The following is a 24,411-nucleotide window of genomic DNA, read 5'->3' on the forward strand; positions in this document are numbered from 1 at the left end:
ATTCTATTATCATCTTTACTTTTGTGAACATGAACTGTATGTTTGCAAAGATCACTGATTAATCAGACATATGCAAAAGATTTCAAAAGAAATATAGTTTAATGAATTAAAGAAATGATCTTCAAAAAGAACCCACAGAAGTATAAATATAACAAATAGTTATATATTTGCACCCTAAACAAAACAATCATACAAAGATGTCAAACATAAATTCAACACGATACAATTGGGTAGATTGGTGTAAATCCATTGCCATTTTTTTAGTCATTTGGGGACATTTGCCAATGCACTCCATAGCTATATCAATAATCTATTCTTTTCATATGCCATTGTTTTTTCTTATATCCGGATATTTATATAAACCTCAAAAAACAGCAAAAGAAGAATTCAAAAAAAATTTCAAAACCTTATTTGTACCCTATTTAATCTATCAACTCATTTTTTATCCATACTGGATGGTAAGAGAATCTTTAGTCTTCCATCAATCATTCACTATATATGACAGTATTATACGTCCAATTATTCAGTCATTAGCTTCAAACGCAATTAATGGGCCTACGTGGTTTATATACTGCTTATTATCATTCAAAATATATGCTTACTGTATACAAAAAAAACAATCACTGTCTGTTCCAATTACATGTTTTAGTTGCATACTCTCAATACTCATATGCTTCTGGTTAAACAACAGATCTCTTTACGTAACTTATGCAATACACCATTTTTTCACTTTGATAATATTCTTCTTTGCAGGACAAGCATTAAAACATATCAATCTAAAATATATTTCAGATTCTTTATATAAAAGTATTATTTGGCTTTCATTCTTTACCATCATATTTGGTACATTAATCCGGACAGGATATAATTCTAATTATACAACGTTATTAGAATCAGTTAAATTCTATACATTGGGTTTCACAGGGAGTGGCATGATACTAGGCATTGGATTTATATTAAACCGTATTAATTCCAAAATCATATATAATATTTCCATAGGAACCATGGTTATTTTGGGTATACACTGGATGTTGATTGGAGTCCTCAATTTCTCCATTGAGAAATATCTACATTTATCCGAGGATATTTCATACTCGACTTCTACAGCATTTTTTATAAGTGGAACCATTACGATAATAATGTACCCAATGATACTATTTTGTAAAAAACACCTACCTATTTTATTAGGAAAAGGCTTTTCCTCCAATAAATATAGAAAGCTTATTAATTCTCCTTCAGCCTAGCTTTTTTTAGATTTATTATCTATGACAATAAAAACTAATCAAAATAAAATAGTTTCCTTTGTAGCCGAATTATTCAATGAGACAATATGAAGAAATATATAGTAGCTGTATTGATGATGTTCCTAGTCACCAACATTACATTAGCCCGAAACACCTATATAACAGTAGAAGGCAATGAACAACAAGAAATAATGACACACCTCAACAACGTCATTTCAAGTGATGACATTGTAGTTCTGGCAGACACCACTCCTATTCTTTCGAAACGTGCATTACGACGTCAGCGTGTAGCAAAGCGGAATCTTCATTATAATATATTAGGTGGACCCAGTTATACTCCAGACTTCGGTTTATTAGTAGGTGGTAGTGCATTGATGACATTTCGAATGAATCCAAGTGACACGACCCAACGACGTTCAGTAGTTCCCATGGCAATCGCCCTCATGTTCAAAGGAGGATTAAACCTGATGACCAAACCACAACTTTTCTTTAAAAGCGACCATTTTCGTATCTTTGGAACTTTCTCATACAAAAATACATTAGAGAATTTTTATGGCATCGGATATATGACCAACAAGGATTACGAACGTGGAAAAGAGACAAGCGAATACCGTTATAGTGGTATTCAGTTGAATCCCTGGTTCCTGTTCCGTTTAGGAAAAAGTGATTTCTTTGCAGGTCCTCAAATTGACTTCAATTATGATAAAATTACCAAACCTGCCCAGTTGGTAGAGCAACCGTCATACATAGCAGCAGGAGGCACAGAACAAGGTTATAGTAATCAAAGTTCTGGTTTGGGGTTCTTGCTGACGTATGATACGCGGGATATTCCAGCGAATGCATATAAAGGTATTTACCTTGATTTTCGTGGCATGATATACAACAAAGCTTTTGGTGGAGATAATAATTTCTATCGTTTAGAAATCGACTATCGTCAGTATAAAAGTCTCGGACACCGCAGAGTTCTTGCCTGGACAACACAGACAAAAAATGTATTCGGTAATGTACCATTAACAAAGTATGTTCTTAGTGGCACTCCATTCGATCTTCGTGGCTATTATATGGGCCAATATCGTGACAAGTCATCACATGTGGTAATGGTAGAATACCGTCAAATGATTAATACTGACAAAAGCACTTGGATGAAAAAAATGCTAAGCCACGTAGGATATGTGGCATGGGGCGGATGTGGTTTTATGGGGCCTACTCCAGGCAAAATTGAAGGTGTACTACCTAACCTTGGAGTGGGTATACGCATTGAAGTGCAGCCCCGTATGAACGTTCGTCTAGACTTTGGCAGAAACATGGTGAATAAACAAAATCTGTTCTATTTTAACATGACCGAAGCTTTTTAAGCTGACATATCCTTATAATCTACACAATTTTTGCAAAAAAAAAATAGAAAAACATCGCTAAATGAACTTAATTATTACCTTTGTATATTGAAAAACAAACAAGAACAAAGACATAAGTTCATTATGAAGCATTTTAAAGTTCCTATTATTATAACATTGCTACTGATAATTCCCACAAAAAGTATCATAGCACAGGAAGTGAGTGACTACACAAAATTAGAACCTCAAGATTATTCTAAAATCACCCTTCCACCTTTAGATCTTCTTTTTGAGAATGCCAAAAGTGCTCCCACCTATGAGTTGGCAGTAGTACAAGAACAAATAGAACGAAAATTACTCGCAAAAGAAAAACGCGCCGTCCTTAGTTTTTTCAGTTTGCGTGGCAGTTATCAATATGGTATGTTCGGTAACGAATCCACATTTACTGATGTAACTATTGTCCCTTATCTTAGTTATTCCACACAAGCACAGAATGGATATACAATAGGTGCAGGGGTCAATATCCCGTTAGATGGTCTGTTTGATTTAACTGCGCGGATAAAACGTCAAAAGTTAAGTGTACGTACAGCGGAACTTGAAAAAGAAGCCAAGTTTGAAGAAATGAAAAAAGAGATTATCCTATTATATGCAACTGCCACATCACAACTAAATATATTAAAGTTAAATGCTGAAGCCCTTATTCTGGCTAATGTTCAGTACGGTATATCCGAAAAGGATTTTGCTAACGGTGTTATCGACTCTAATGATCTATCATCTGAGAAATCCCGACAATCAGTAGCACAGGAGAAATTTGAAAATAGCAAATCCGAACTCACAAAGAGCTTGATGGTACTTGAAGTAATTACACGTACCTCCATCCTCAAAAATAAATAAAACTTATTTATGGAATACATACTTTACATCACCAGATTCTTATACCGTATTCGCTGGTGGCTAATCATTGGTACAATCCTTATAACATCCGCTACATGGTGGTTGGGAAAGCAAATGATAGGTAGGACCTACCATACAGAAGCGACGCTCTACACAGGAGTCGCTTCAGGATATAGTATGGAGGGTGGAGGTAGCAAAGTAGATTGGGCAACCGCACAGAATGCTATGGATAATCTAATGAATATCATTAAATCAGAAAGTACATTGAAACGAGTATCTATGCGTTTATATGCACGTAGCCTGATAAACGGTGATCCCCATAAAGACAATGAATACATCAAAGCAAGTAATTACAACAGGATTTATAACCACTTGAGTCAAAGTCCTAATGGAAAAGAAATACTTGCCTTGATAGATAAAAGCAGCGAAGACAAGACTGTGGAAAATTTCTACAAATATTTAAAGCCGACTCAGTCTAACTACCTATATGGTATCTTTTATTACAACTTACATCATTATTGCTATAATGAGCTTAAAAATATACAAGCAGCTCGTAAAGGGGCTAGTGATCTGATAGAAATAAGCTATGAAGCAGATGATCCGGGCATTGCATATAATACAATCGACATTCTCACTAAAGAATTTGTAAATGAATATCGTGCCCTACGTTATGCCGAGACTGATAAGGTAATTGAATATTTTAACAGTGAACTCAAACGTATTGGAAAGGAACTTCGTATAAATGAAGACTCCTTGACAAAATATAATGTAGATAAGCGTATCATTAATTATTATGATGAAACTAAAGAGATTGCCGCTATAAATAAAGAATTCGAGTTACGTGAACAAAATGCATATATAGAAGTTAATAGCGCAAAAGCTATGCTAAGCGAATTAGAAACACACATGAACAGTAACGCAAAGCAAGTACTCAATAATATTCAGTTTTTGAATAAGTTGAATGAAGCTTCTTCACTTACAGGAAAAATATCAGAAATGGAAACGGTCTCCGGTGGTGAGAGCCCCAAACAGAAAGAAATACTTAAAGGTTATAAAGACAGTCTGGCAATAGCTCGTAAAGAGTTATCCAACTTATCAGATAAATATGTAGAACATCGATACACCAAAGAAGGGGTGTCCAAAAACAATATCATTGAACAATGGTTGGAGCAAACTTTAAAACTTGAGAAAGCCAAATCTGATTTACAAATTATTCAAGAAAGCCAGAGAGCACTAGATGAAAGGTATAAGTTTTATGCTCCTGTGGGTTCTACTATCAAACGTAAAGAACGTAATATCAATTTTATAGAACAGAATTACCTATCGGTGCTCAAGAGTTATAATGATGCTCTTATGCGAAGGAAGAATCTGGAAATGACATCGGCAACCCTAAAGGTTCTGAATACTCCGGCCTATCCAATCAGTCCAATGCCCACTCAATTGAGAAAGATAGTAATGGCCACCTGTGCTGGTACTTTTTTGTTCATATTAGGATTCTTCCTTATTCTTGAACTTTTAGACCGTACTTTACGTGACGCTATTCGTACCCGCCGACTTGTTGGCCTTCCCTTACTGGGTGCTTTCCCTAAAAACTCTATTTTAGAATATCATGGTCAAGTTGAAAAAGCTCAAAACATTGCCACCAAGCAATTAAGTAGTAGTATTTTGCAATTCTGTAATGAAAAGAAAGAAGGATTACCGTATATAATCAATTTCATTAGTACAGAAGGCAATGAAGGTAAGAGTAAACTTATTGAACAACTGAAAGTGTATTGGAGTAGTATCGGTTTAAAAGTAAGAACGGTGATTGGGGGAAAAGATTTTACCCCCTCTTCTCGTGAGTTTTACCTTGCTAAAAGTATCACCGACTTTTACATTCCAGAAGAAGAAGATATACTACTTGTTGAATACCCCAATTTGCGTGAAATCAATATTGCACCGGAGTTATTACAAGAAGCAAACCTGAATATAGTAGTTTCCAGAGCTGATCGTGGCTGGAAAGAAACTGACAAGCTATTAGTCGAAAAACTGCAAAAACAAGTTGTACAAACACCTCTTTATGTATATCTAACTTATGCAGCACGTAATGTTGTAGAAGATTTTACTGGTATGTTACCACCTTATTCAATATGGAGAAAAATGGTTTACCGCCTATCTCAATTGGCATTGACCGAAAGTGTCTCAACATTGTTTAAAAGAAAGGAACAAGCAAAGGACGTAACTAATGAAGATGACGATTAACAAGAAAAAATACGGTGAAAATTTAATAGCAGTGGGCATTTTTTTTGCCAATAAAGGATGGGTGTATCTAATACTGTTAGGAGGTTTATATGTTTTATATAAAGCTATTTTTCGTACATCTACTCCTGTCTTTCTAGCGTTTAGCCTATTACCATTAGCCTTTTTCTTTTTTTTATTAATAATCAAATATTCCAAACAAGGTTTTTATACATTATTTATCATTCAGTTTCTGATAGCTATAATTGGTATTGTGATAATAATACCAATAGGGATAAGCACATTGGTATCTACGTTGTTCATAGCAGTCTTGGTCATTTCATATTCAATATACCAGAAAATAGACTGGAGCGAAAGTCATAATGGTATGTTCTGGCTCTTTCTGATATTGGGGTTGTATTATGTATTAGAAATTGCCAATCCAAACAATGTTCAAGCAGCTTGGAATGTCTCTATCACTCACTACTTTATTTATCCACTGATATGCGCAGTATTGGTTCCATTAGCTATCCGTAACATTAAAGGAATCCAATGGCTATTAATCATTTGGTCTATATTCATTCTGATAGCTGCAGCTAAAGGATATTGGCAGAAAAACTACGGTTTTAATGAACGCGAACAATACTTCTTATTTGTATTAGGAGGCGCCAAAACGCATATAATTTGGTCTGGTATCCGTTATTTCTCACTGTTCAGTGATGCAGCAAATTTTGGTGTACATATGGCATTAGCTATTCCTCTTTTTGGAATATCCTTACTTTATGTGAAAAATAAGTGGTTGAAAGTCTATTTTGCATTCATTGTTATAGCAGCAATTTATGGTATGGGTATCTCCGGAACCCGTTCTGCAATTGCTGTTCCTGTAGGTGCATTAGGGCTTTTCATTGTTCTCTCTCGTAATATAAAAATTACTATTGCAGGAATCTCAGTTTTAGCATTAATATTTATGTTCTTCTTGTTTACCGATATCGGTGATAGTAACCAATACATACGTAAGATGCGTACAGCTTTCCGTCCTTCCGAAGATGCTTCTTATCTTCTGCGTATAGATAACCGAAAAAAAATGAGAGAACTGATGATTCATAGACCTTTCGGCTACGGAATAGGACTATCTAAAGGTGAACACTTTCACCCCAAAGAACGCATGCCCTACCCACCCGATTCATGGCTTGTATCGGTATGGGTAGAGACAGGAATAGTTGGGCTCATACTTTATCTCGTTATTCATGGCACTCTTTTCGCATGGTGCTCTTGGATACTTATGTTCAAAATAATAAATAAACGATTGCGCGGATTGCTTGCCGCATGGCTTTGCATGGCAGCGGGATTCTTCCTGTCGGCCTATACCAATGATGTGATGCAATACCCTAATACCATACCCATATACACTGCTTTCGCCCTCTGCTTCGCAGGATCACATATCGACAAACGGATACAGCAAGACACAAGGGAAAGACACAGAACGTAAAACAACAAACGGATAAAATATGACCGACAGACCTCAAATTTCTTTCATTACCATCTGCTACAATGGTTGCAACGATACCTGCGAACTGATAGAATCTTTAAAAAAGAATATTCACTCCGTAAGTTATGAAATCATCGTTGTAGACAACGCATCACGTGTAGATGAAGCGACTGTGATCAGTAAATGTTATCCGGATGTTATCACTTTGAGGAGCAAGGCCAATTTAGGATTCTCTGGAGGCAACAACCTCGGTATCCACCTTGCAAAAGGAAAATACATTTTCCTAATCAACAACGACACATACATCGAAACAGACGGATTCCGTTCCCTAATAGAACGTCTTGAAAGTCGTCCGGAAATAGGTGCTGTCTCCCCCAAAATACGTTTTGCTTTTCCACCACAAAACATACAATTTTCGGGATTCACTCCACTGACCCCCATCACTCTACGAAACAACCCTATCGGTTTCGGGCACATAGATGATGGGCGTTTCGACACCCCGCATCCTTCTCCCTATTTACATGGAGCTGCTATGATAATAAAACGAGAAGTGATTGAAAAGGTGGCTTGATGCCGGAAATATATTTTTTATATTACGAAGAAATGGATTGGTGTACTCAGATGACTAATGCTGGCTACGAACTATGGTATGAACCTCGTTGCACTATTTTCCATAAAGAGAGCCAAAGCACCGGACAACTTAGTAAACTACGTACTTACTACATGACGCGCAATCGTCTACTCTACGCCCGACGTAACCGTACAGGATCTCACCGACTACTGTCTATACTTTATCAATCTACCATAGCCGCCGGAAAAAACAGTCTTCAGTTTGCTTTGAAAGGCCGTTTCGACCTATTTTTCGCTGTATGGAAAGGAATTGTAGAAGGTGTTTTCCTTACACCCTCTTCCTCAATAAAATGAAAAAACACTCAATAAAGAACAACTATGCATATATTTACCTTGATTGACTGGATACTCTTTAGTTCGTTAGCACTCTGCGTTTTTTATTTATTATTCTACGCAATCGCTTCCAAATTTTACCGTCCGCACAAATTCTCCATAGCCAAGACACAGCGCCGTTTTCTGGTACTATTTCCCGCATATAAAGAAGATCGTGTAATTGTATCCACCGTCCGCAGTTTCCTCAAGCAGGATTATCCGCAAGATAAATTCGACATTGTTGTCATCTCAGACCAAATGCAACCCGCCACCAACGACACCTTACGAACACTCCCCATCCAGCTACAAACAGCTAACTACACCAATAGTTCCAAAGCTAAAGCATTATCATTGGCAATGGATATCACAATGAATAAGAGTCACGACATAGTTGTCATCATGGATGCCGACAATACTACTATCCCAAACTTCCTAGCAGAAATCAACAGTGCATTCGAAAGCGGATACCGTTCAATACAAGCACGACGAACAGGCAAAAAATTAAATACAGATATTTCTATTTTAGATGCAGTCAGCGAAGAGATCAATAATGGATTTTTCCGTAGCGGACACAATGCAGTTGGCCTATCAGCCGGTCTGGCCGGATCAGGAATGGCTTTTGATGCGAATTGGTTCCGACAAAATGTAAAACATCTGCAAACCTCCGGAGAAGATAAAGAACTGGAAGCATTGTTACTAAAACAACGAGTTCACACCGAATATTTAGCACAACTCCCTGTATATGATGAAAAAACGCAGAAGAAAGAAACAATCAAGAATCAACGTAAACGCTGGATCGCCGCTCAATACGGAGCATTACGTGCTTCATTGCCTGAATTTCCGAAAGCATTGCTACATGGCAATATTGATTATTGCGACAAAATACTTCAATGGATGTTACCACCTCGCCTAGTACAATTAACAGGGGTTTTCGGCTTCACTCTGCTGATTACTGTCATTTGTATATGGATAAGTTTTCAAAATAAGAGTAATGAATGGTATATGGGAATAAAATGGTGGATACTTTCAGTAGCCCAAGTCATTGCAATGATACTTCCTGTGCCCAGAAAGTTATTTAATAAGAAACTAGGAAAAGCCTTCATGCAAGTACCAACATTGGCAATCATCATGATAGCTAATCTGTTTAAGCTCAAAGAAGCTAACAAGAAATTTATACATACAGAGCATGGAGAGGAAGATGAATAATCTAATGAGATCAATCAATTATATTAAGGACTACTTTGCCTTTAACAAAATGTACAACAACAGCCATCCGCCTCCGAGATAATACCACGTCAGGTCTGATTAGACAGGATTAAAGAATACATAGCGATGAGTCCATAGAAAACATAGTCAGAAATCAATAGAATATTTCTCCTTTTCTATATATTCGCTCTCTACACCTTTGTATATCTCAGTAAAAAACACAACTTTATAGCATTATAACAAACGGAAATTCGTATGTTATCCTCCTTGTCTCACAACAAAATAAATATGCGATCCTCTCTCAATTCGAGTACAAAATGGAGGTTGGAATACATGAGCAACTGTCACATACTGACTTACGCCAAAGCATTCTTCCAACACTATAAAACATTAAAATGCATCTTCATGCTTCACCACCACTACTATCAGATCCATAAAGTAATACTCGAAGAAAAATGTATAATCATGGAATTAACGAACTTAGATGATATAGATAGATATGATCCGAAATAAGTCCTCTTCCTACAAGAATGTTATGATAAGGAAAAACTCATCCAAGAACAGAAAATACTCCGAATCAGTGGTTAACTGGTGGAACAATACAACGAAAAAAATAAAAAAAGAAAAAGTGCGACAAAAAGAATTGCACCAAAAAGAGGAAGTTATTATAACTTTTAATATCTTTGTATCAAGAGTATAAGCTCGTCAAAACTAACTTGAACAAAACATGAACGGTTGTAAAACGGACGATAAAAACATAAGAGCATTAATCATTTTTCGAGAAACCAGCGATACAGATAACCTTTTTGCACTTATATTGTGCGAGGCTATCCGGCTGAGCGGTATTGATGTCCAATGTTCTACCGAAGAGTTTTGGAAGTCTGACACAACTTATGATATCATTCATTTTCAATGGCCCGAAGAAGTGGTGGGTTGGAACTGCAACGATCCTAACGTGGTTTCTCGTCTAAAAAAGCGAATCGATTGGTGGCGTTCACAGGGAGCGCATTTTGTATACACTCGCCATAATATCTGTCCATCCTCTGCGAATGCAATCATTAGTCGTGTTTATGAAATAATAGAAACGGAAAGTGACATTGTAGTACATATGGGACGTTACAGTCTTCATGAATTTACCCAGGGACATCCCAATGACCGAAATATCATCATCCCCCATCCTATTTACGAATATACATATCGGGAAAATATCAGCATAGAGCGGGCGCGTCAATATCTCAAAATGCCACAAAATGCATTTATCGTTACTGCATTCGGAAAATTCCGTAATAATAAAGAAAGACGCATGACACTGGATGCATTCCGCAAGTGGAATAAAAGCAATAAGTTATTGGTAGCTCCCCGTTTCTACCCTTTTTCAAGAATCAAGAAATATGGTCGCAATTTCTTAAAACGCTGGGCCTCCCGTATAGGTTACTATCTGCTAATACCCTTACTTAACCGATGGCTAAATATACATGCCGGTGCTAAAGACGAAATAATAGATAATTGCGATTTGCCGTACTATATTGCTGCCAGTGACTTGGTGTTTATCCAACGAAAAGATGCATTAAACTCGGCTATGGTCCCGCTCGCTTTTTTGTATCATAAGGTAGTAGTCGGGCCTAACGTGGGAAATATCGGTGAATTGCTATATGAAACAAGTAATCCGTCCTTCAATCCTGACGACCCGCCAAGTATCGTGAAAGCGTTGGAAAAAGGAAATTTGCAGACTATCTGGTACAAAGGAGAAGGAAACTACTCGTATGCATTAGAACACATGAATATAAGAAAAATAGGAAAAGCATACGCCCAGGTTTACATGAACTTAACAAACAATAAATGAGTAAAAGCCATCTAAATGATGTGCAACTGATTATAAAAATGAAAAGTAATAAAATCAAAGTCAGTATTATCATACCCGTTTATAATACTGAAAAATATATTCGTCAAACAGTGGAAAGTATCATGAGCCAGACACTGAAGGAACTTGAAATCATTATCATCAATGATGGTTCGACGGATGAAAGCATGAAAATCGTAGAAGAACTTGCCTTACATGACAACCGTATACAGACATATTCACAAGCTAATCAGGGAGTATCCGTAGCCCGTAACAAAGGAATCGCACATGCCCAAGGAGAATATCTCTACTTTCTGGATAGTGATGATTTGCTCGATCCGGACGCTCTTGAAATGTGCTACTATAAATGTGAAGAAGAAGAATTGGACTTTGTCTTTTTTGATGCCCATACTTTTGGAGAAGATGGTTTCACCAACACTCCTCAACTAAGTTATCAGCATACTGAAAAACTGGAGGATAATAAAGTGTACAGTGGCATCGAGGTGCTCAAAATGCAATTACAGAACTACGTTTTTACCCCTTCCCCTTGTCTCAATGTCATCCGAAGACGGTATCTTACCAATTGTCATCTACTATTTTATCCAGGCATTGTGCATGAAGATCAATTATTCATGGTAAAACTTTACCTGCAAGCCTCCAAAGTAGCATGTATCCACCGAGCTTTTTTCCAACGTCGCTTACGTGAAAACTCAATAATGACAAGCAAATTTTCATCCCATAATTTAAAAGGATATCTCACTGTTACACAAGAACTTCTTGGCTTCAAGAAGCAAGCTCACAAAAAAGAAATCAGAGAAGTTATTGATCTGCACCTCTCACAAATGCTGAATGCTATCTCATGGCAAGCTCAAACACTTCCTCCAGGAAAACGTTTACATTTAATACTCCGCTTTATCTTTCAGTATAAGCGATATGTATCAACCAAAGGTATAGGTGTTTTATTATTCAAACCATTTATCAAGCAATAATCTAACAAATAATGGCCAATAACATCAAACAACAACTTTTTTGCGGTGTATTCTATACGGCTGTGGCCAAGTATAGTGGAATCATCATTTCACTCGTTGTAGCAGGCATACTAGCACGTTTACTTTCACCCGACGATTTCGGTATTGCAGCAATCGCCAGTGTCATTATCGCTTTTTTCAACATTTTCACAGACATGGGGGTATCTGCCTCTATCGTACAAAATAAATCATTGACAAAAGAAGAACTAACAGATATATTTTCGTTCACCGTATGGACAGGAATCGGAATCAGTATCTTATTTTTCGCCGCATCGTGGCCCATTGCTGACTATTACAAAAGTGATATTCTACGAACACTTTGTCAGCTACTGGCAGTCAATTTGTTTTTTGCTTCTACGAATATAGTTCCCGGTACGATGTTTTACCGGAATAAGGAGTTTAAATTCATCGCCATTCGGAGTTTTACGATCCAAGTAGTCGGTGGCGCTGCCGCCGTAATTGCCGCCATCTATGGAGCAGGGCTCTACGCATTGATTATCAATCCTATATTATCCAGCATCCTATTATTCGCCATTTCCTATCAACGCTATCCACAACGGCTACGTTTGACACTGGGAATAACGGTATTGCGGAAGATTTTCTCTTATTCCGCCTACCAATTCTTATTCAATATTATCAATTATTTCAGCCGTAATATTGATAAATTACTTATTGGAAAATATATGAATATGTCTGCTTTGGGTTATTACGAGAAATCCTATCGGCTCATGATGCTTCCATTACAGAATATCACACAAGTGATCACTCCTGTGATGCACCCGATTTTCAGCGATTTTCAAAATGACAAAGAGTGTCTGGCATCCTCATACGAACGCATTGTACAATTTTTGGCATTCATCGGTTTGCCGTTGAGTATGCTGCTCCTTTTCACTGCAAAAGAAGTGACACTTATTATTTTCGGTAACCAATGGTTACCATCCGTTCCGATATTCCAGATCTTATCACTCTCGGTGGGCATTCAAATTATACTTTCTTCTTCCGGCTCCATTTTTCAGGCATCAGGAGACACACGAAGTCTGTTTATCTGCGGAGTATTTTCGTCTATACTCAACGTGACGGGGATCTTATTCGGAATCTTCTACTTCGGCACATTGACGGCAGTTGCCACTTGTATTACTGTTACATTTACAATCAACTTTGCACAATGTTTCTGGCTAATGTACCGAATAACCTTCCGAAGAAGCTTATGGCAGTTCGTACGACAACTTTTTTCGCCAATAGTGGTCAGTCTATTAGTTGCAGCCTGCCTCTTACCTCTAAATTATGCAATGGAAGGAATGAACATTTTTATTACACTGATCGCGAAATGTATAATTAGTTTTATTATCTTTGGAGGATATATACAATTGACGCATACTTATAACTTCATAGGTAAAGCGAAAAGCATTTTAAAGAAAAAGAAATAATTTCATAATCAACAAAGACAAACAAACAAATGAAAGCAATCTTCCTCATATTTCACGGTTTCGAAGAGTCCAACGGAATCAGTAAGAAAATACGCTATCAAGTAAAAGCGCTAAAAGAGTGTGGAGTGGATATACGTATCTGTTGGCTGGACGATACGGATAACTGGAAGCGCCGAATGGTGGATGATCAGGTTATAGAAGATTATGGAAACGGGATTAAAGGAAAAATACGAAAGCGTACCAATCTGGATTGTGTCTACCGATATGCAATGAAAGAAGGGATAGAAGTAGTCTATGCACGGTCGGACCATAATACGACTCCCTTCTTGATCAACCTTTACCGAAAACTACGAAGAAAAGGAATAAAAATTGCTTTAGAAATACCAACTTATCCCTATGATCAAGAATATAAAGGGTTATCTTTTGGTTATCAACGAGTGCTGTGGATCGATAAATACCTCAGACACTTCATGGCTCATTATATAAATAAAATTGTTACTTTTTCTAATGATTCTTTTATTTTCGGGCGACCTACTATTCAAATTTCCAATGGAATTGACTTTGAGGTTGTTCCTTTAAAAAAACAACTACCGCACCCTTCTGATAATGAGCTGCATCTAATAGCAGTTGCTACTATTCATCCCTGGCATGGTTTTGACCGCGCCATCAGTGGATTGGCAGAATATTATCAGAGTAATGTTACGCCCCCTCTCCGAGTATTTTTACACATCGTAGGTGAAGGAGTGCCCGAAGTAATAAGTAACTACCATTGTCTAACAAACGAAAATAATCTGCAAGAGTATGTTATTTTTCACGGCCCCCTGTTCGGTGAAGCTTTGAATGCTGTTTTCGACCAATGTAAGCTAGGAATAGGTAGTCTTGCAAGACACCGAAGCGGGATCACTCACTTACGTTCCCTGAAAAACAGGGAGTATGCTGCACGAGGTATCCCGTTTGTTTACTCTGAAATAGATGATGATTTTGAAGGAATGCCATATATATTCAAAATAGAACCAGATGAATCACCTCTTAACATAGCACAAATCATCCGTTTCCAACAAACACTATCAATACCGCCGCACGAGATCAGGCAATCCATCGAGCAGACTCTATCATGGAAAGTACAAATGAATAAAGTTATAGACAGTCTATGAATAATTCAACCATTAAAATAGTATATTGCACCGACGACCTGTATGGTCCCGGAGGTATGCAGCGGGTACTGTCTTTGAAAGCCAGTTATCTGGCAGACGTATTAGGATATGATGTTACGATATGTCTGACAGAGGAAAAGGGACGTCCCCTCTTTTATCCCTTATCTTCCAAGGTACACGTAGTCAATTTTGATATCAACTTTTACAGGATGTACGACCATACACCGTTCCCATTAAAGGTTTTGAAATATAAGCTTTATATGAGACGATATAAAAAGATGCTCTCACAAAAGTTGATAGAATTAAGACCGGATATCACTGTTTCCCTTCTTAGAAAAGACATAAACTTTATCAACTCCATTAAGGACGGAAGCAAGAAAATAGGAGAAATACATTTCGATAAAAGTAATTACCGGATTTTCAAAGGTCCGCTACCGGCTTTTATCTGTAATATGATCTCACGTCAATGGATGAAACAACTCATCAAGCAACTCAGAAAACTAGATACATTTGTCGTACTAACCAATGAAGATCTGGAGAACTGGACTGAACTGAACAACGTAATCTGTATTCACAATCCGGTTTCATTTGATAATATACCTGTGCATTCTTCTTCAACCAGCAAAAAAGTGATAGCTATCGGCAGATATACCTACCAAAAAGGAATTGATTTGCTCCTACAAGCTTGGCAAAAAGTAAGCCAACACCATCCGGATTGGGAGTTACAAGTTTTTGGTGATGGAGCACGGGAGTCTTACTTACAATTAGCAGAAAATTTAAATATAAGCCACTCTTGTCATCTCAATCCTCCGACGAACAAGATAACCGACAAACTGATCGAAAGTTCGATATTCGTTCTTTCGTCAAGATATGAAGGAATGCCAATGGTACTAGGCGAAGCTATGGCGCACGGTTTACCTCCGGTGTCTTTTACCTGCCCCTGTGGTCCACGTGACATCATAATGGATGGAGAAAATGGATTGCTCGTTGAAAATGGAAATATCGATCAGTTAGCAGAAAAGATATGTTATCTCATCGAACACGAAGATATTCGGAAAGAAATGGGGAAAAATGCCATACAGAATATCAAACGTTTCTACATTAAAAATATTATACCATATTGGGATGAACTCTTTAAAAAAACAGTAAAATGAATGTTCGGCAACTCATACAGATACTTCGCTACAAATTAAAATATGGCAGCACAGTAGAGTGGTATAACTTTTGGTATATCATTTTGCAAAAACGGCAAAATATCATTCCTAAAGTTGCTTCTATCGACGAAACAATTAAAAAAATTATTACAAGTCATTGTTCAGTCAGCCGCTTTGGCGACGGAGAACTTTTGCTCACTAATCCGAACAAAGATATTGGTTTTCAGAAAGGAAATCAGCATTTGTCTCAGAGATTAAAAGAAGTGCTAACCAGCCATAAAGAAGGGCACATTGTATGTATATCTGATGTTTTTGAGAACTTATATCGTTACAATCGGAAAAGCCGCCGGTTCTGGAGAACTCATTTTTTCCTATACGGTTCCTACTGGGATCAGTTCCTCACTCCGGGACAAACTTACTATAATACCTTTGTCACACGTCCTTATATGGATTTCGCACAAAAAGAGGATTCTGTACGTTGGTTTCGTACTATGAAAGGCATTTGGAATGACAGAGATATCGTGTTCATTGAAGGGGAGAAAAGTCGGTTGGGAGTCGGTAATGATCTGTTTGACAATGTTCGGAGTATCCGTCGGATTCTTTGTCCGCCAAGAGATGCATTCGACCGCTACGATGATATCCTAAACGAAGCCCGAAAGTTGGAAAAGGATGTTCTTTTTCTTATTGCTCTGGGTCCCACAGCTACTGTATTGGCGTACGATCTGTCGCAAGCCGGCTATCAGGCAATTGATGCGGGACATGTAGATGTAGAATACGAATGGTGGCGAATGGGAGCCAAAAGAAAAGTAAAACTGGAACGAAAATATGTAAACGAGACTGCCGACGGAAATCAGGTTGCCGACGCAGGTGAAGAATATAGCAAACAAATTATTACTAAAATAAGCTGAGTATGAAGTATTTTGTAACGATTGCCATCCCGCTATACAACGCCGGTAAATATATTAATGAAACAATGAAGTCTGCCCTAAACCAGACTTTTCGGGAGATAGAATTCCTTATCATTGATGATCGAGGAACGGACGACTCTGTAAAAACGATCCGACAGTTACAGGAAAATCATTTACGGGGAAAAGATATACGTATTGTATCACATGACTGTAATTTGGGAGTGGCTGTCGCCAGAAACACGGCCATTGACGAAGCGCAAGGAGACTACCTTTTCTTTCTAGATAGTGATGATCTTATCACGCCTGATTGTATTGAAATACTATATCGGACCGCCAACAGAGAAAAGATGGAATTAACTTATGCATCTTATCGGGAAGAATGGGAAAACAAGAAAAAACGTGGAACGGATTTTATATTATCAGACATGCGGTTCGACGGTGAAGACCAATTAGCTCAATTTGCCAATCAGAACTTATATCGTACACTACGCTCCTTTACGTGGAATGTCCTGTATGACTTATCTTTTCTTCGTAGTACGCACGTTAAATTCCAGCCGGTCACTATCTGGGAAGATCTGCTTTTCTATTATGATCTTATCCCTTTAGTAAAGAAAGCTATTTTAATAAAAGATATTACTTACATATATATCAAACGGGAAGGTTCTCTCTCGAACTATCAATCCCGTACAGAGATTCCACGTGAAGAAATCAGAGAACATATACAGATCAGAGAGTATTGCAAAGAGAGATGTAAGCAATTGACTGGAAAACCGTATTTTGACAATCTAGTAACAAAGACGATGAAGCTTTGTGTAGATACTGCCGCCGTTGCCATAGAAAAACGTAAGATGTTTGTTCCTAGACTGGAAACTTCAGAGATCAAAAAGTTATTGAAACATCCTCTGAATTACTCTGATATTCGTAAACTCAAAAATTATCGAACGTTTAACACACTAACATATATCTTAAATTTATTACCGGGGTGGATGATTACTTTTTTACTGGCAAGATATATTTGTGCACTAAAAACGTATAGAAAACATAAAAATTAGATACGTATTATGAAAATCGTATACATATTTCAATCATTGGCAAAAACGGCAGGTACAGAGCGTATCCTAACGGACAAAATGAATTATTTCGCAGAACACACTTCTAACGAAATTACAATTATCACTTGTGAACAAGGAGATCATCCCCACCCTTTTCCTCTTTCGCCCAAAGTAAAGCATATCGATTTAAACGTACGTTTTTTCACTTTGTCCCGTTATGACCGAATCAAGCACAGATTCTTAGAGCTCATTATGAAGCACGAATATAAGAAGCGGCTGAAAAAATGCTTAAAACAAATTCAACCAGATGTTATATGCTGCACTACTTATGCTTTATTTGAAATAAGCGCTATGATCCGTTTAGCTAATGGAGCAGTTAGTATTATTGAAGCTCACACTGCCAAAGAATCCAATGAGAAACAACAAAATTTTCCTCCTAATAGCATTCGCAGATTTATAGCAAGGTTGTATGATAATCATGTTTATAAAACAATCAGTAAATGTCAGGTGTTGGTTGCTCTTACATCTGGAGATGCAGAGAATTGGAAGAACGTAAAACAAGCAGTGGTCATCCCCAATATGCTGGGACATTATCCTATAAAACTCAACCCATATCCTAAGACAAACAGAGCGATTACCGTAGGGAGACTCACCAAACAAAAGGGGTATGATCTTTTGATTAATGCCTGGAAAATTGTACATGAGCATCACCCGGAGTGGCATCTAGATATTTACGGAACAGGTGAAGACAAAGAAAAACTGACTCACCAAGTCTCACAACACAACCTCAATGAGGTGATTCACTTTCATGATCCTACACCACAGATTCTGGATAAATATATGAAGAGTGACTTTTATGTTATGAGCTCCCGCTGGGAAGGTTTCGGTCTTGTATTGCTTGAAGCAATGTCATGCGGTCTGCCCTGCATCTCGTTTAATTGTCCGCATGGACCGGAAGAGATTATCAGAAATGGCGAGGATGGCTTGATCGTGGAAAACGGAAACATAGAGCAATTTGCGGAAAAGATCAATTATATGATAGAGCAGAAAAATGTTCGTGAAGAAATGGGGCGTATGGCAAGAGAGAATATAAAACGCTATCTACCTGAAAACATTATGTCCCAATGGCAACAATTATTCGAATCACTAACCAACAATAAGTAATGTATGACTAAGTGGTATGAACCTTATTTAGAGGTATATGAAAAACCGTTTGCGGATGCTCCGAAAAGCGTGATTGGTAAGGTACGCAGGAATCTGCAAAAGTTACAAAGCGAATCTCCATTTGTTACTATATCTCTAATAGGATATAATGAGGAAAAGCATCTATTGGCCTGTCTCTGGTCATTAAGTGAAATGAAATGTAAGTATCCGGTAGAAATTATTGGAGTGGATAATGATTCAAAAGATCGCACGGCTGAGGTGTTTGAAGCGTGTGGCGTACCTTATTATACGGAATTTCAACATAGCTGTGGCTTTGCCCGTTCTTGTGGCCTTAATCATGCACGTGGAAAATATCATATAAACATTGATTCAGATACTATGTATCCGCCTCATTATGTAGAGACTATGATTGACATGCTTGAACAACCCGGAGTTGTTGCAGTAAGTGCATTGTGGAGTTATGTTCCCGACAAATCACACTCTAAATTGGGATTAGCTTTTTATGAAACAGCTCGTGACATGCATTTATGGTTGCAATCTTTCAAGCGTCCAGAGCTAAGTGTGCGAGGATTGGTTTTTGCTTATCGTACAGACTATGCCCAAGAAGTGGGTATCCGTACGGATATCAAACGTGGAGAGGATGGGTATTTGGCACTGCAATTGAAAACGTACGGAAGAATCGTTTTTGTACGTAACAGGAAAGCTCGTGCTATTACCGGATATGGAACAGTCGGTGTAGATGGTTCATTATTCAATAGTTTCCAGGTACGTGTTATCAAAGCGATAAAAGGGATGACTGGATTGTTTACTAAAAAGTCGGAATACAAGGACGAAGAATCTAATCTGATAAAATAGTAATTGAATAGTATTAACTATGGATTAGTTACAAACTATATCCAAATAATGAATAGAAATTATAAGGATTGCAATTCTATACCACATTTGAAATATAATTTGATATAAGGCATCTACAAAATGAAGATTTACCGTCCAATGTTATTCTGGCAATTCATTCTTTGGGAAATAAAGACGATACCGGTAATGAGGTACGCATTACCTTTAATAGTATCACAATGAATAAAGATTGCCAAAAACGATTAGTTGAATATGTAGAACATTTCGTTAAAAGATATGAAGCAGTTAAGTCTAACCATACTAATAAAGAAAATGCCATTTATTTTACAAACATTTTAAAATATCTCAATAAAAAAGTGATTAAAAAAGTGGATTAAATAATAAGACACATGATATTAAATTATATATGACTATGAATAAAACCTTTATCCTCTGTCTCGAAATCCTTTTTGGATTTGCCCTATTCATTGTATTCTACACTTATCTGGGCTACGGTATTCTACTCTACGCTCTTGTTAAATTGAAAGAACTTTTCATAAAACCAGTAAAACGCTCGCTTCCGTCATTAGATAGTGATCTACCGGAGGTGACTCTTTTCATCACAGCTTTCAACGAAGAAGATGTAGTTGATGAGAAAATGAAAAACAGCCTCGCATTGGATTATCCTGCGGAAAAACTCCACATCGTTTGGGTGACGGATGGTAGTAATGATGGAACCAACGACCGCCTACAAACCCAATGGAACGGAAAGTCAACTGTCTACTTTCAATCTAAACGACAAGGTAAGACTGCTGCCATGACACGTGGAATGACGTTTATTAAAACTCCCTTTGTTGTTTTCACCGATGCTAATACAATGATAAATAGTGAAGCAATCCGGGAAATAGTACTCGCTTTTCAAAATCCCAAAGTTGGCTGCGTAGCAGGAGAAAAACGCATTGCTGTACAAAGCAAAGATGGAGCTGCTGCTAGTGGAGAAGGAATTTACTGGAAATATGAATCAACTTTAAAAGCACTTGATACACGACTTTATTCTGCTGTTGGAGCTGCCGGAGAGTTGTTCGCTGTACGTCGTGAGCTTTTTGAGCCAATGGAACCGGATACTTTATTAGATGACTTTATCCTTTCCCTCCGTATTACAATGAAAGGATATATTATTGCTTATAGCACCAATGCCTACGCCATCGAAAGCGGTTCTGCGAATATGCGTGAAGAAGAAAAAAGAAAGATACGTATCGCTGCTGGTGGATTGCAATCCATCGCTCGTTTACGTCCTTTACTAAATCCCTTCCGGTATGGGGTTCTCAGTTTTCAATACACCTCACACCGGGTACTACGATGGTCTGTTACCCCATTTTTGTTGTTCGCATTATTTCCACTAAATATAGTACTTCTGTTTTCTGGTAGCGCGCCTGTATTCTACGGGATACTGTTCATTTTACAGATTCTGTTCTATGCAATGGGATACTGGGGATATTATTTGTCTACCAAACAAATAAAAAATAAGATTTTTTTCATCCCATACTACTTCCTTTTCATGAACGTTAATGTACTAAAAGGTATCGGTTATCTAAAGCGAAAAAAAGGAAATGGAGCATGGGAAAAAGCAAAACGAGCAGAGTCTTAACTCAATATATCAGAAAATACAACTAATTGATTGATAATTTTATAGATTGTACAAACAATTGACCAATTCTTTTATTATCTTTGCCGAGAGAGATAACTCCTATAATCCAATTAAAGGGCATGAACAGAACATTACATGATGCAAACAATGCACAAAGGATATTAAATCTGACTGCTGATACGATGTTACTGATTGATCGGGGCGGTGTTTGCATAGATATCAATACTCATAGCGAGTTGTGGTTTTTACAAGAAGAAAAATTACTTGGCAAAAATATATTTAAATTACTCCCCAAATATACAAGGGAGAAGGTGCTACCTATTTTCCAAACTGTATTGAATGAACAACGAAGTATCACCAAGAATTTCAAATTAGAATTGTCAAATGATACGTATTATTTCAAATGTATCATGTACCCCTACGATGACATGGTACTGTGCCAATATCGCGATATCACGCAACGTAGCAATGTAAAACGCCTGTTAGAACAAATGAACAGGAATCTACGAGAAATACAGAAGGTAGCACAGATTGGACAGTGGATGTACAACACCCGAGAAAATATATTCCATTATATGGGACATACCGGTATTTTATGTACCGAAGATGTAAAAAGCATTTCATTCAACAACTATATACAATCCATCGTTGAAGAGGACCGTTGTATCTTTAATGACTGGTGCAAAAGAAATATAGAAAATTTAGATCAGGAAAGTATTAGCTACCGTATTCTTCATAATAACGAAATATATTATGTGCAACTCCAAGCATATTCGCACGAACGACTTTCTGATGGTAGCTTTAACATCGAAGGGTATATACAGAATATCACCGATACTCAACGTCGCAGAAATGATATCAATACCTTAACACACGCGATCAATAATGCCAAGGAGAGTATCTTCGCCACTAAAGAAGATGGTACACTCATCTTTGCCAACCGCCAATTTATGCAAAATCATGGAATTACTGAAAATGAGGATATCAGTAAGCTGAAAATTTATGAGGTGGTGGCCGACATAAGTACACAGAAGGAGTGGCGTGAACGATGTAGGAGCATTATGACTTCAGGAAGCAATTATATCATCCAAAACCCTTCCAAGAATAATAAGGATATTTTGGCGTACGAGGGTATTATGTATAATGTTACCAATGATTCAGGAGAGGAAAGTTACTGGTCGTTCAGCCATGATATTTCTGAAAGGTTACGTTATGAGGCACAAATCAAACGATTGAATCAAATCATGGACACGACAATCAACAATCTTCCCGCAGGTATCGTCGTGAAGGATATTAACAATGATTTTCGTTATATCTATCGAAACCGAGAATCATATAACCGAGATATTTGTAATGGAGATTCTATCGGTAAAAATGACTTCGACTACTATCCGTTAGAAGTAGCTGAAGAGAAAAGAAAAGGAGATATTGAAGTTGCCACTACCGGAAAAGAGCTTCATTGGACAACAGAAGGAAAAGATAAGAATGGAAATTTACTGATCCTTGACAAACGAAAAATACGTGTAGACGGTGACGACATGACTTCTTCAATTATCATCAGCATAGAATGGGATATCACAGCTATGGAACTGATGAAACGGGAATTACAAGCTTCTAAAGAAAAAGCTGAATTATCTGATAATTTAAAGTCTGCCTTTCTTGCTAATATGAGCCATGAAATCCGTACTCCACTAAATGCCATTGTCGGATTTTCACATTTAATCGCCGAAAGTGAAGATCGGGCAGAACGAAAATCATATTATGAAATTGTTGAAGCCAATAATGAACGTTTGTTGCAATTGATCAATGAGATACTTGATCTCTCAAAGATTGAATCTGGAATTGTAGAATTTACTTATAGTCCTACAAATCTCCACAAACTTTGTAAAGAGGTACACGACGCTCATGTATTCCGCACTCCTCCGGGGGTTGATCTGATTTACGAACCTTCAAACGAGAAGTTAATGATAACGACGGACAAGAACCGTCTGTTCCAAGTATCTCAAATCTGATCGGAAATGCTTTCAAATTCACGAAAGAAGGAAATATCAGTTATGGATTTAAACAGAAGGATAATCATATTATCTTTCACGTTACAGATACTGGAGCGGGTATTGAGCCAAGTAAAGTAGAACGTGTTTTCGAACGCTTCGCTAAACTGAATAATTATGCTCAGGGTACTGGATTGGGATTGTCAATCTGTAAAACGATTATTGAAAGACTTAGAGGAGAAATTTCAGTTACATCTGAAATAGGTAAAGGTACTACTTTTACTTTTCATCTACCTTATGAAGCGGAACAACTTTCGACAGAATCATCGACGTTACCAAACGGAATAGTTACATTGTCCGATGAGTCTCAACAATCCGATAGTAATAATCCTGTTGTAGACAGTGAATCGTCTACCTCTACTACCCACAAAGTAGAAAAGACTTTTTCTAAGCCTACCATATTAATTGCTGAGGATATGGACAGTAACTATGATTTGCTGAAAGCTATCTTAGGTAAGCAATATAAGCTTGTACGCGCACATGACGGCATAGAAGTTGTCACCATGTACGATGAAGTAAAACCAGACCTCATTTTAATGGATATAAAGATGCCTAATCTGGACGGATTCGAAGCTACAAAAATCATTCGTGAATTATCATCTGATGTACCCATTATCGCTCAAAGTGCTTATGCATATGGTCATGATCTGAAAACTGCTAAAGAAGCTGGATGTAATGACTTTATTGCTAAACCGATCTCACAGGTCAAGTTAAAGGAAATAATAAAGCAGTGGCTACCGCAAACTTAAAAGATCAGAAACAACCAGATAGGAAAAATGAGAGATAGCAAAAGGGCAAAGTAGGGCAATAACTTGACAGCAATAA

At 37.4% G+C, this 24,411-nt stretch carries 17 protein-coding genes and 2 pseudogenes; all 19 read left to right on the top strand.

What is annotated here, in order from left to right:
* Nucleotides 1-197 precede the first annotated feature (197 nt).
* The 19 genes and pseudogenes from JCM17102_RS17040 to JCM17102_RS28130 all read left to right on the top strand — a co-directional run bounded on the left by JCM17102_RS17040 (nucleotide 198) and on the right by JCM17102_RS28130 (nucleotide 24,335).
* Nucleotides 198-1,244 (top strand): acyltransferase family protein, encoded by a 1,047-nt coding sequence (locus tag JCM17102_RS17040; protein ID WP_025076026.1) that lies wholly within the window; start codon nucleotides 198-200, stop codon nucleotides 1,242-1,244.
* A gap of 191 nt (nucleotides 1,245-1,435) precedes the next feature.
* Entirely contained in the window at nucleotides 1,436-2,599 is a 1,164-nt protein-coding gene (locus tag JCM17102_RS17045; RefSeq protein WP_275564414.1) for a BamA/TamA family outer membrane protein, read from the top strand.
* Between the two features lie 123 nt (nucleotides 2,600-2,722).
* Nucleotides 2,723-3,472 (top strand): TolC family protein, encoded by a 750-nt coding sequence (locus tag JCM17102_RS17050; protein ID WP_025076028.1) that lies wholly within the window; start codon nucleotides 2,723-2,725, stop codon nucleotides 3,470-3,472.
* A gap of 9 nt (nucleotides 3,473-3,481) precedes the next feature.
* Nucleotides 3,482-5,713 (top strand): GumC family protein, encoded by a 2,232-nt coding sequence (locus JCM17102_RS17055; protein ID WP_025076029.1) that lies wholly within the window; start codon nucleotides 3,482-3,484, stop codon nucleotides 5,711-5,713.
* A complete protein-coding gene (locus JCM17102_RS17060; RefSeq protein ID WP_025076030.1) occupies nucleotides 5,697-7,178 on the top strand; it encodes an O-antigen ligase family protein in 1,482 nt (493 codons plus the stop codon). The genes JCM17102_RS17055 and JCM17102_RS17060 overlap by 17 nt, the downstream gene beginning before the upstream one ends.
* 19 nt (nucleotides 7,179-7,197) lie before the next feature.
* Nucleotides 7,198-8,102 (top strand): annotated as a pseudogene (locus JCM17102_RS28125) (glycosyltransferase family 2 protein).
* A 24-nt stretch (nucleotides 8,103-8,126) separates the two neighbouring features.
* The gene (locus JCM17102_RS17070) at nucleotides 8,127-9,326 is read left to right on the top strand and encodes a glycosyltransferase family 2 protein (protein ID WP_033887001.1); all 1,200 of its coding nucleotides are present in this window, start codon (nucleotides 8,127-8,129) and stop codon (nucleotides 9,324-9,326) included.
* A 727-nt stretch (nucleotides 9,327-10,053) separates the two neighbouring features.
* A complete protein-coding gene (locus JCM17102_RS17075) occupies nucleotides 10,054-11,169 on the top strand; it encodes a glycosyltransferase family protein (protein WP_025076032.1) in 1,116 nt (371 codons plus the stop codon).
* Between the two features lie 38 nt (nucleotides 11,170-11,207).
* Nucleotides 11,208-12,155 carry a glycosyltransferase gene (locus JCM17102_RS17080; RefSeq protein WP_025076033.1) on the top strand — a complete coding sequence of 316 codons (948 nt, stop codon included), beginning with the start codon at nucleotides 11,208-11,210 and terminating at the stop codon, nucleotides 12,153-12,155.
* Nucleotides 12,156-12,166: 11 nt separating this feature from the next.
* Nucleotides 12,167-13,621 carry a lipopolysaccharide biosynthesis protein gene (locus JCM17102_RS17085; protein WP_025076034.1) on the top strand — a complete coding sequence of 485 codons (1,455 nt, stop codon included), beginning with the start codon at nucleotides 12,167-12,169 and terminating at the stop codon, nucleotides 13,619-13,621.
* A gap of 29 nt (nucleotides 13,622-13,650) precedes the next feature.
* On the top strand, nucleotides 13,651-14,775 hold the full coding sequence (locus JCM17102_RS17090) for a glycosyltransferase family protein (RefSeq protein ID WP_025076035.1): 1,125 nt from the start codon (nucleotides 13,651-13,653) through the stop codon (nucleotides 14,773-14,775).
* Nucleotides 14,772-15,929 carry a glycosyltransferase family 4 protein gene (locus JCM17102_RS17095; RefSeq protein WP_033887004.1) on the top strand — a complete coding sequence of 386 codons (1,158 nt, stop codon included), beginning with the start codon at nucleotides 14,772-14,774 and terminating at the stop codon, nucleotides 15,927-15,929. Before JCM17102_RS17090 ends, JCM17102_RS17095 begins: the two co-directional genes overlap by 4 nt.
* Entirely contained in the window at nucleotides 15,926-16,837 is a 912-nt protein-coding gene (locus JCM17102_RS17100) for an SP_1767 family glycosyltransferase (RefSeq protein WP_025076037.1), read from the top strand. The genes JCM17102_RS17095 and JCM17102_RS17100 overlap by 4 nt, the downstream gene beginning before the upstream one ends.
* A 2-nt stretch (nucleotides 16,838-16,839) precedes the next feature.
* Nucleotides 16,840-17,889, top strand: a complete 1,050-nt coding sequence (locus tag JCM17102_RS17105) for a glycosyltransferase family 2 protein (protein WP_025076038.1) — start codon at nucleotides 16,840-16,842, stop codon at nucleotides 17,887-17,889.
* A gap of 9 nt (nucleotides 17,890-17,898) precedes the next feature.
* Nucleotides 17,899-19,053 (top strand): glycosyltransferase family 4 protein, encoded by a 1,155-nt coding sequence (locus tag JCM17102_RS17110; RefSeq protein ID WP_025076039.1) that lies wholly within the window; start codon nucleotides 17,899-17,901, stop codon nucleotides 19,051-19,053.
* A gap of 3 nt (nucleotides 19,054-19,056) precedes the next feature.
* On the top strand, nucleotides 19,057-19,908 hold the full coding sequence (locus JCM17102_RS17115) for a glycosyltransferase family 2 protein (RefSeq protein WP_025076040.1): 852 nt from the start codon (nucleotides 19,057-19,059) through the stop codon (nucleotides 19,906-19,908).
* Nucleotides 19,909-20,069: 161 nt separating this feature from the next.
* Nucleotides 20,070-20,285, top strand: a complete 216-nt coding sequence (locus JCM17102_RS17120) for a hypothetical protein (RefSeq protein ID WP_025076041.1) — start codon at nucleotides 20,070-20,072, stop codon at nucleotides 20,283-20,285.
* A 35-nt stretch (nucleotides 20,286-20,320) separates the two neighbouring features.
* Complete coding sequence (locus JCM17102_RS17125; protein ID WP_025076042.1) at nucleotides 20,321-21,535, top strand: glycosyltransferase family 2 protein; 1,215 nt, start codon at nucleotides 20,321-20,323, stop codon at nucleotides 21,533-21,535.
* Nucleotides 21,536-21,654: 119 nt separating this feature from the next.
* A pseudogene (locus JCM17102_RS28130) lies at nucleotides 21,655-24,335 on the top strand (PAS domain-containing hybrid sensor histidine kinase/response regulator).
* The last annotated feature ends 76 nt before the right edge of the window (nucleotides 24,336-24,411 follow it).

The organism is Bacteroides faecichinchillae JCM 17102 (genome assembly GCF_000614145.1).
In the GTDB taxonomy this organism is placed as follows: Bacteria; Bacteroidota; Bacteroidia; order Bacteroidales; family Bacteroidaceae; genus Bacteroides; species Bacteroides faecichinchillae.